At 50.6% G+C, this 6988-nt stretch carries 7 protein-coding genes; 4 read left to right on the top strand and 3 right to left on the bottom strand.

The features are described from left to right. Positions 1–195: 195 nt before the first annotated feature. The gene (locus tag AAA927_RS12670; RefSeq protein ID WP_125579140.1) at positions 196–561 is read right to left on the bottom strand and encodes a hypothetical protein; all 366 of its coding nucleotides are present in this window, start codon (positions 559–561) and stop codon (positions 196–198) included. Positions 562–719: 158 nt separating this feature from the next. Here AAA927_RS12670 and recJ point away from each other — a divergent pair, with 158 nt between their 5' ends. Genes recJ through AAA927_RS12690 form a run of 4 tightly spaced genes read left to right on the top strand, consistent with a single transcriptional unit; the run spans position 720 to position 4399 of the window. After that, positions 720–2987 (top strand): single-stranded-DNA-specific exonuclease RecJ, encoded by a 2268-nt coding sequence (recJ, locus tag AAA927_RS12675; protein WP_338218138.1) that lies wholly within the window; start codon positions 720–722, stop codon positions 2985–2987. A gap of 11 nt (positions 2988–2998) precedes the next feature. Then, positions 2999–3526, top strand: a complete 528-nt coding sequence (locus AAA927_RS12680; RefSeq protein WP_125579139.1) for an adenine phosphoribosyltransferase — start codon at positions 2999–3001, stop codon at positions 3524–3526. A 47-nt stretch (positions 3527–3573) separates the two neighbouring features. Beyond that, on the top strand, positions 3574–4086 hold the full coding sequence (gene ybaK / locus AAA927_RS12685; RefSeq protein WP_338218135.1) for a Cys-tRNA(Pro) deacylase: 513 nt from the start codon (positions 3574–3576) through the stop codon (positions 4084–4086). Position 4087: 1 nt separating this feature from the next. After that, positions 4088–4399, top strand: a complete 312-nt coding sequence (locus AAA927_RS12690) for a DUF960 domain-containing protein (RefSeq protein ID WP_125579137.1) — start codon at positions 4088–4090, stop codon at positions 4397–4399. A gap of 60 nt (positions 4400–4459) precedes the next feature. Here the strand turns inward: AAA927_RS12690 and AAA927_RS12695 are convergent, their stop codons facing one another. Continuing rightward, the gene (locus AAA927_RS12695; protein ID WP_338218136.1) at positions 4460–4870 is read right to left on the bottom strand and encodes a hypothetical protein; all 411 of its coding nucleotides are present in this window, start codon (positions 4868–4870) and stop codon (positions 4460–4462) included. 564 nt (positions 4871–5434) lie between these two features. Beyond that, complete coding sequence (locus AAA927_RS12700) at positions 5435–6709, bottom strand: RNA-guided endonuclease InsQ/TnpB family protein (RefSeq protein WP_338218137.1); 1275 nt, start codon at positions 6707–6709, stop codon at positions 5435–5437. Positions 6710–6988 lie beyond the last annotated feature (279 nt).

Genomic DNA, 6988 nt, shown 5'->3' on the forward strand with positions numbered 1-6988 from the left:
CTTCAATCACCACAATCGCTCAGCACAAAGAAACGGCCTCACCCCTGATGAATACTGGAGTGAAGCCGTTTAGAAACAGACAAAACTTTATATTATTTCATCTGTCAACTTGACAGGGCCAAGTGCACATCCAGATTGACCTGTTTTTGCGCAAAAAAAGACGCCTGCCAGGGCGGCAGACGTTCGAAGGTAGAATTAGAAGGTTTCCTTGTCGGCTGCGGACAGGGTTTCTGTCGGCATGGTCAAGCCCATGTGCTTAGCTAAAGCACGCTTAGCATCGTCGCGGGTCTTGATGGTGTCCATATTCCAGACCACGTTCTCGATTTCACCGCCAGCAAAGTCGAATTCTTCACTGTAGATGTAGCCTTCCTCGGCTTTGCCTTCCCGCGCTTTGGTCAATGCCGCGGCAAGCGAGCGGGCGTAATCGATGTTGGTGAGCTGAGGCAGTTCCTTCGGGGTGACAAAACTCTGATCATTCATCGCTTTTTCGGCGATTTGAAGGTCTGCATCAGGGATGTCGACAACCACTTTAACTGCCTTTTTAACTGTTTCTTCTGCCATATTATTCTCTCCATTTCGTTTCAGTCGCTGATCGAAGTTGGGCTGAGATTCTGACAACAAAGCTATTATACCACGCTTTCATCTTCCGTTTCCAAAATGTCGCCCGCCATCGCGCGGCAAAGTCTGATATACTATTGCGGTTAGAAAGGAAGACGATGATGGCACATTACCAGTGGCAAGAAGCGGCGCAGCCCGCAACAGACGAGATTCAAACAGTGGCAAGCACGTTGTCGGTCCCGCCGTTTTTGGCACGCCTGCTCATTCAGCGTGGGATTACTGACCAGGCGGCATTCGATGCTTTTTGCCAGCCCGATTTGAGCCGGCTGCATGATCCGTTTGAACTGCATGATATGGATAAAGCTGTAGCTCGGATCCAGGAGGCAATTGCCAATCAGGAAAAAATCACGATTTATGGTGACTATGACGTTGACGGTTTGACCTCCACGTCGATCATGAAGGAAACCTTGGAGGCGCTGGGCGCCGAACCCGAGGCCTTCATTCCTGACCGCTTCGCTGATGGTTACGGTCCTAATCAAGCAGTGTATGATTACCTGCGCAAAAATGGCACCCAGCTGGTGATTACGGTCGATAACGGCGTCAGCGGCGCCGCGGTGATCGATGCCGCGATGACGCAGGGGATGGATGTGGTGGTCACGGATCACCATGAGTTGCCTAAGCAATTGCCGCACGCAGTGGCTGTGGTGCATCCGCGCCATCCTGATGGCCATTATCCTTTTAGCGACCTTTCCGGCGCAGGGGTGGCCTTCAAAGTCGCCAGTGCGCTATTGGGTGAACCCGCCACCGACAGCATCGATCTCGCCGCGCTGGGGACAGTAGCCGATATTGTGAGCTTGACCGACGAAAACCGCTTGATTGTGCAAATGGGTTTGCAATCAATTCACACCCAGCAGCGAGTGGGGCTGAATGCCTTGCTCAAAGCGGCTCAAATCGACCCGGCGACGGTGGATGAAACCAGTATCGGGTTTGGTATCGGCCCCCGGCTGAATGCCTTGGGCCGGCTAGGGGATGCCAATCCTGGGGTTACGTTGCTCACCACCTTTGATGAAGAAGAGGCCGATAAGCTCGCAGCAAACGTCAATGACCTTAACGCCCAGCGTCAGGCCTTGGTGGCCAAAATCGCTGACGAGGCGTTGACCATGGCGCAAAGCCCGGAAAATCAGGCCGCCAAAACGCTGATCATCGCGCATCAAGGCTGGCATGAAGGGGTGCTTGGGATTGTGGCCAGTCGAATCGTCGAAGCCACCGGCAAGCCGACCTTGGTGTTGAACATTGGTAAAGATGGGCAAAGTGCCAAGGGCTCTGGGCGGTCGATTGCTGCGTATAACCTATTCAAGGCCCTGGATGCGGCGCGCAATCAAATGACCCATTTTGGCGGCCACGCCATGGCCGCTGGACTCACCATGCCCGTGGCGAATATTCCTGCCCTGCACGCGGCGATGGAAAAAGCGGCGGCCAGCCTAGGCACGATTGCCAAGCCAACGCTGATGATTAACGCCCGGCTGGAACCGGGGGATTTGACGCTGGCCAACTATCAGCTGATGCGCCAGCTAGCGCCATTTGGGCCAGGCAATGAAGAACCTACTTTTAGCCTACTGCCGCAAACCATCAATTCCGTCCGCCAAATGGGTAAGACCAATGATCATCTGCGCTTTGCGGCTGATGGCACGAATGTCGTGGGCTTCGGATTTGGCGACCAGGCGGCGGCACTGGAAAGTGCCAGTCAGGTGAAACTCGCCGTGCGCATGGATGCCAACACCTGGCAAAATCGCACCAGCCTGCAACTGCGCCTGTGCGATTGGCAACTGCAGACGCCAGCTATCATTGACCTGCGGCTGCCGCAGCCGAGCGCAGAACAATTCCGCGGGGCTTTCACTTATATCTTCTTTGATGGCCGTCTCAAGCAGCGCATGACCCAGCAGTATATGTTTGGCGGGCCGGTAGTGCTCGCTGAAAGCGTGGACGCTGCCACCGCCAATGCGGTGCTGGTGGACCTGCCGCCAGATGAAGCACACTTGGCGGCCTTGATGGCCAAACTGACGCCGCCAGTCCGCGTGATTTTCACGGCGCCAGCCGCCAGTTTGGTGGCGCTGCCTAATCGGGAAGAATGTGGTCGGGTGCTGCATTACCTGAGCGCGCATGCCGGTTTTGATAAACATCATTTGCCAGCGCTAGCGCAAGCCGTGCATGTGACGACGCAGCAGGCAATCTTAGCGGTACAGGTGTTTTTTGAACTCGGATTTGTTAAAATAGATGGTGCGCAAATCGACGTGACGCCTAATCCGGTCAAAAAGCCGTTGTCCCAGGCGCATATCTATCAGCAGCAGGCGGCGTTTTTGACGCTGGCCCATGCGCTGCAAAGTGACAGCCGCAGTGCGCTTGAAGCGCGGCTGCTTGGCAAGAAATGAGGAATAGAGCCATGACGATCAACTATAAAGACTACATTGCAAATGTGCCAGATTTTCCCGAACCCGGCATCATTTTTCGCGACATTTCGCCGCTGATGGCGGACGGCAAGGCCTACGCTGCGGCGACCGATGAACTGGTGGCCTATGCCAAGGACAAGCGCGTTGAAATGGTGGTCGGCCCGGAAGCCCGCGGTTTCATCGTCGGCTGCCCAGTCGCCTATAAGCTCGGGGTCGGTTTTGCGCCGGCCCGGAAAAAAGGCAAGCTGCCACGCGAAACCGTGAGTGCCAGCTATGACTTGGAGTACGGCTCTGAAACTTTGTACTTGCACAAAGATGCGGTCAAGCCAGGCCAGCGGGTGCTGGTGGTGGATGATTTGCTCGCCACCGGGGGCACGATTTCGGCGACCATCGAGCTGGTTGAGAAGCTTGGCGGCATCGTGGTCGGCACGGCCTTTATCGTCGAACTGGAAGACTTGCATGGTCGCGATAAGATCAAGGACTATGATATGCTGACGTTGACCTCCTACAAAGGCGCTTAATCGCGGCGCTGCTTGCAGAAGTTGACTCTTGAAAACGGAGGCAAGCGATGAGTAAAAAGAAAAAAGAAGATAAAACCTTAGTCGAAAAAATGCTCGACAAGCAAAACATTGCCTACACGCCATATGAGTTTCCGACCCATGAGGCAGGGGATGTGGCGCAGCTGACGGTCGATCATTTAGCCGTGCCGGAGCATCGCATTTACAAGACTTTGGCCTTAACGGGCAACAAAACCGGCCCGCTCATTGGCGTGGTGCCGCTGGACCGTCACATTGACTACAAAAAGCTCAGTGCGGTGTCCGGCAACAAAAAAGTCGGCATGATCCCGCTAAAGGATCTCGAACAAACCACTGGTTATGAGCACGGCGCCAATACCCCAATCGGCATTCATGCCCGCCATAAGTATCCGATTTTTATCGGCGAAGAAGCGCTGAAAGAATCGGAAATCATCGTGTCAGCCGGTAAAATCGGCCGCTCGGTGGGCCTGGCGCCGAAAGCGTTGGCCAAGGCGGTTAACGCCAAGTTTGCGGCCATCACCAGTCTGGAAGAACAGGAGGGATAGCATGTTTTCAACCAACGAAAGCCGTTTTGCGACTTACGGCGTGATCTCGAAGCTGCCAGGGGAAATCATTGACAGCGTCTGGATGATCATCGACCAAGATTTGGCCGGCGTCGTGCCACTGGGGCACTTGCTGCAATTCGACTTGCTGAACACGAAAGGCAAGTTGACCATGGCCTTTTCCGAAAAAGGGCATGATACCCAAATTGCGGTTGATCTGCCATTCGATTATGACGATAGCTTTCCCAAAACCATCATGGCCTATGACGACGGCGAAAATCAGACGATTTTGCTGCCTGAAGAAGCTAACAAATAAAGACATAGCAAAGCCGCCTGCCGTCGCGATACTGCGAGGACAGGCGGCTATTTGATTGCGTTAGAATGCAGGCACATTGATTTCTTCGAAAGCATGATCGATTTCGGCCCGGGCCGCTTTTTGCGCTTGGAGGCCATCTTCGAATTGCTCGTGATCCACATGATCGGGTTCAATCGCACCCAGAATCGCCAAGACGGCTTTGCGGATGCCTTTGAGGCCGTCGATGAGGGTGTTATTGAATCGTTCATAACCAGACGGCGCCGTGACCTTCGCGCATTGCTGCACGAAGCGATCAAAGCGGATAATGTTTTTGGAGAAGTAGAGACGAATATTGGAGAAGCTTTCGCTGGCCAGGCAGTTGCCTTTCTCGATGTTCCGACATGTGTGCGCGTATTCTTTGAATACGGTTTCAAAAACAAGCAAACGTTCAAGTTCCTGATTGACGCACTGAATGTATTCGGTAGTTAACATGGTAGATGCCCCCTTGCTCATTGACTAACTTACCCTGAAAGCATACCACTTGAAAATCTAATTATCAACATAATATTCTACCTATATTTAAAGAATGGATGTTATGGTATTAATTAATGATATGTATGTTATTTTATTGACTGAGAGTGGCACCTGTTATGGATTCAGCCAAGATAGGGGGCCATATCTATTTTTATATGGGTTATTAATAGGGGCTATACCAATTCCATAACCTAAAGCTTAGCCAGCACGGTTTAATTGGAAATATTAGTGTTGGGTGCGAACTATTTGTCGCGGACCTAGCTGTGCCGCAGATTCTGCGAAATGCTGTGGCAACTTCTTGTCATCTAAAAAAGCCACGACCTTTGCGGCTCGTGGCATGAGAGTCTATAAAGTAGAGTACAGGATGTCGACCACGCCTCGGCTAAGCCAGTGCTTGTGGGGAAATGTGATTTTTGCCACAATTTCAACCAAATGACCGCAATCTCGGGATATTGTGGTGCATCGAGCGTCTCAAATGGCTGCGTTAATGTCCCCAGGTCGCCAGAGGGACAGAATACGAAATTAATTGATTAAATTCAATCCTCTGGCTAGAACGTTCTTAGCAGCATTCTGATCTCTAAGATGGTGCTTATGGCACCGAGGGCAATCCCATTCTCTTACCGCCAGAGGCAACTTTCTTGTTCCGAATGATCCCATCACAAATTGGCATTCTGAACACGTCTGCGTCGTGTTTTGAGGATCCACAGCGATGAAGCGGCTCCCGTATTTTTCCGCCTTGTAAGCGAGCATATCTAAAAATGTTTTCCACGCTACGTCTTGCATTGCGTAACTATGATGTGACTTTTTTTGCATAGGTTTGATGTCTAATGCTTCAGCCACTATTAGGTCGTGATTTTTGATGAGCGAAGTGCTCAGTTTGTGGAGAAAGTCATTTCTCTTATTTACAACTTTTTGATGCAAGCGGGCCACATTTTTTCGTTGGTATTGATAACTCTTGATGCTGTTTAGCTGTGACCCGTTGTTCCGTGCGTGCTTTTGTTGCCGCGACAGTGTTTGTTGCGCAACTCTGAGCTTGTGTTCGTATTGTTCAAAGAAACGAGGGTTAGCCACGACCTCACCGTCAGATGTTGTTAAAAAGTCAGTTAAGTTCAAATCTAATCCAATAGGGTGAGTGGGGATGGTGGCCTTTATTCCAAAAGGATGTCGAGAGGCCAACTGAAACGAAAGATAGTATTTACCGTCTGCGCTCATCGAAACTGTTGTCGTCCCAATTCGAATCCTTTCAGCGTTCGCTGAAATATGAGACGGTAACCCAGCAAACCGAATCCGACCAAGTTTACCAATCATAAGGTAATGATGGTCTATCAATCTAATCGATCCATTTAACATCGTAGGTTTGCCTTTAGCAACTTTATAGTGACAAGAAGTTTGATATGAACGTGTATTGGTCATCTGATGAAAACTTGGAATACCGAATCGGGAGTTTTGTTTGTGTAACTTCCAGGCGTTATTAAAATTCTTAATTGCGTTTGCCTTCATGTCTGCGTCGAAATCAACGTGATACAGCCAGCCGTGAATATTAGAAATTTCGGCAGCAGGACTTGCGAGTCGTTGGCGAAGGATCTCTATTCGTTTCAACACCAAAAGAATCGGAACTTTTACCTGTCTGAGTAGAAAGAGTTCGCGATGCATGGCGACTAATTCATTGTAGATAAAACGGCTAGCATCGCTGTTACGTTTGATCAAAAGTTTCTGTGCCCGAGAGGGATAAATTCTCACCTTGGCACCGGCATGATATGGAAGTTCAGTCATTGACACAGATTGTGTTTTTGGCATGAAATCACCTCGCGATGACGGATGACAGCAAATTGATTATAGCAAACGTATGTTCGATGTGGCAAGCTTTTAAAAATTTCTCTTCCAAGAGTTAAAGTCATTAGGGACAAAAAAGCCGCGACCTTTGCGGGCCGCGGCACGGATGTTACTGCAGGAGAGTACGAGATTGACGCGCGTTGATATATCAGCGGTTATTGCATATTTTCCCACAAAACTCCCACAAGTTACATTTCAGATAGAATTTTCACCGCAATATCAGCTTGTGCTTGCTCGTGTGAT

Origin of the sequence: Lacticaseibacillus salsurivasis (assembly GCF_036246225.1) — a bacterium.
In the GTDB taxonomy this organism is placed as follows: Bacteria; Bacillota; Bacilli; order Lactobacillales; family Lactobacillaceae; genus Lacticaseibacillus; species Lacticaseibacillus salsurivasis.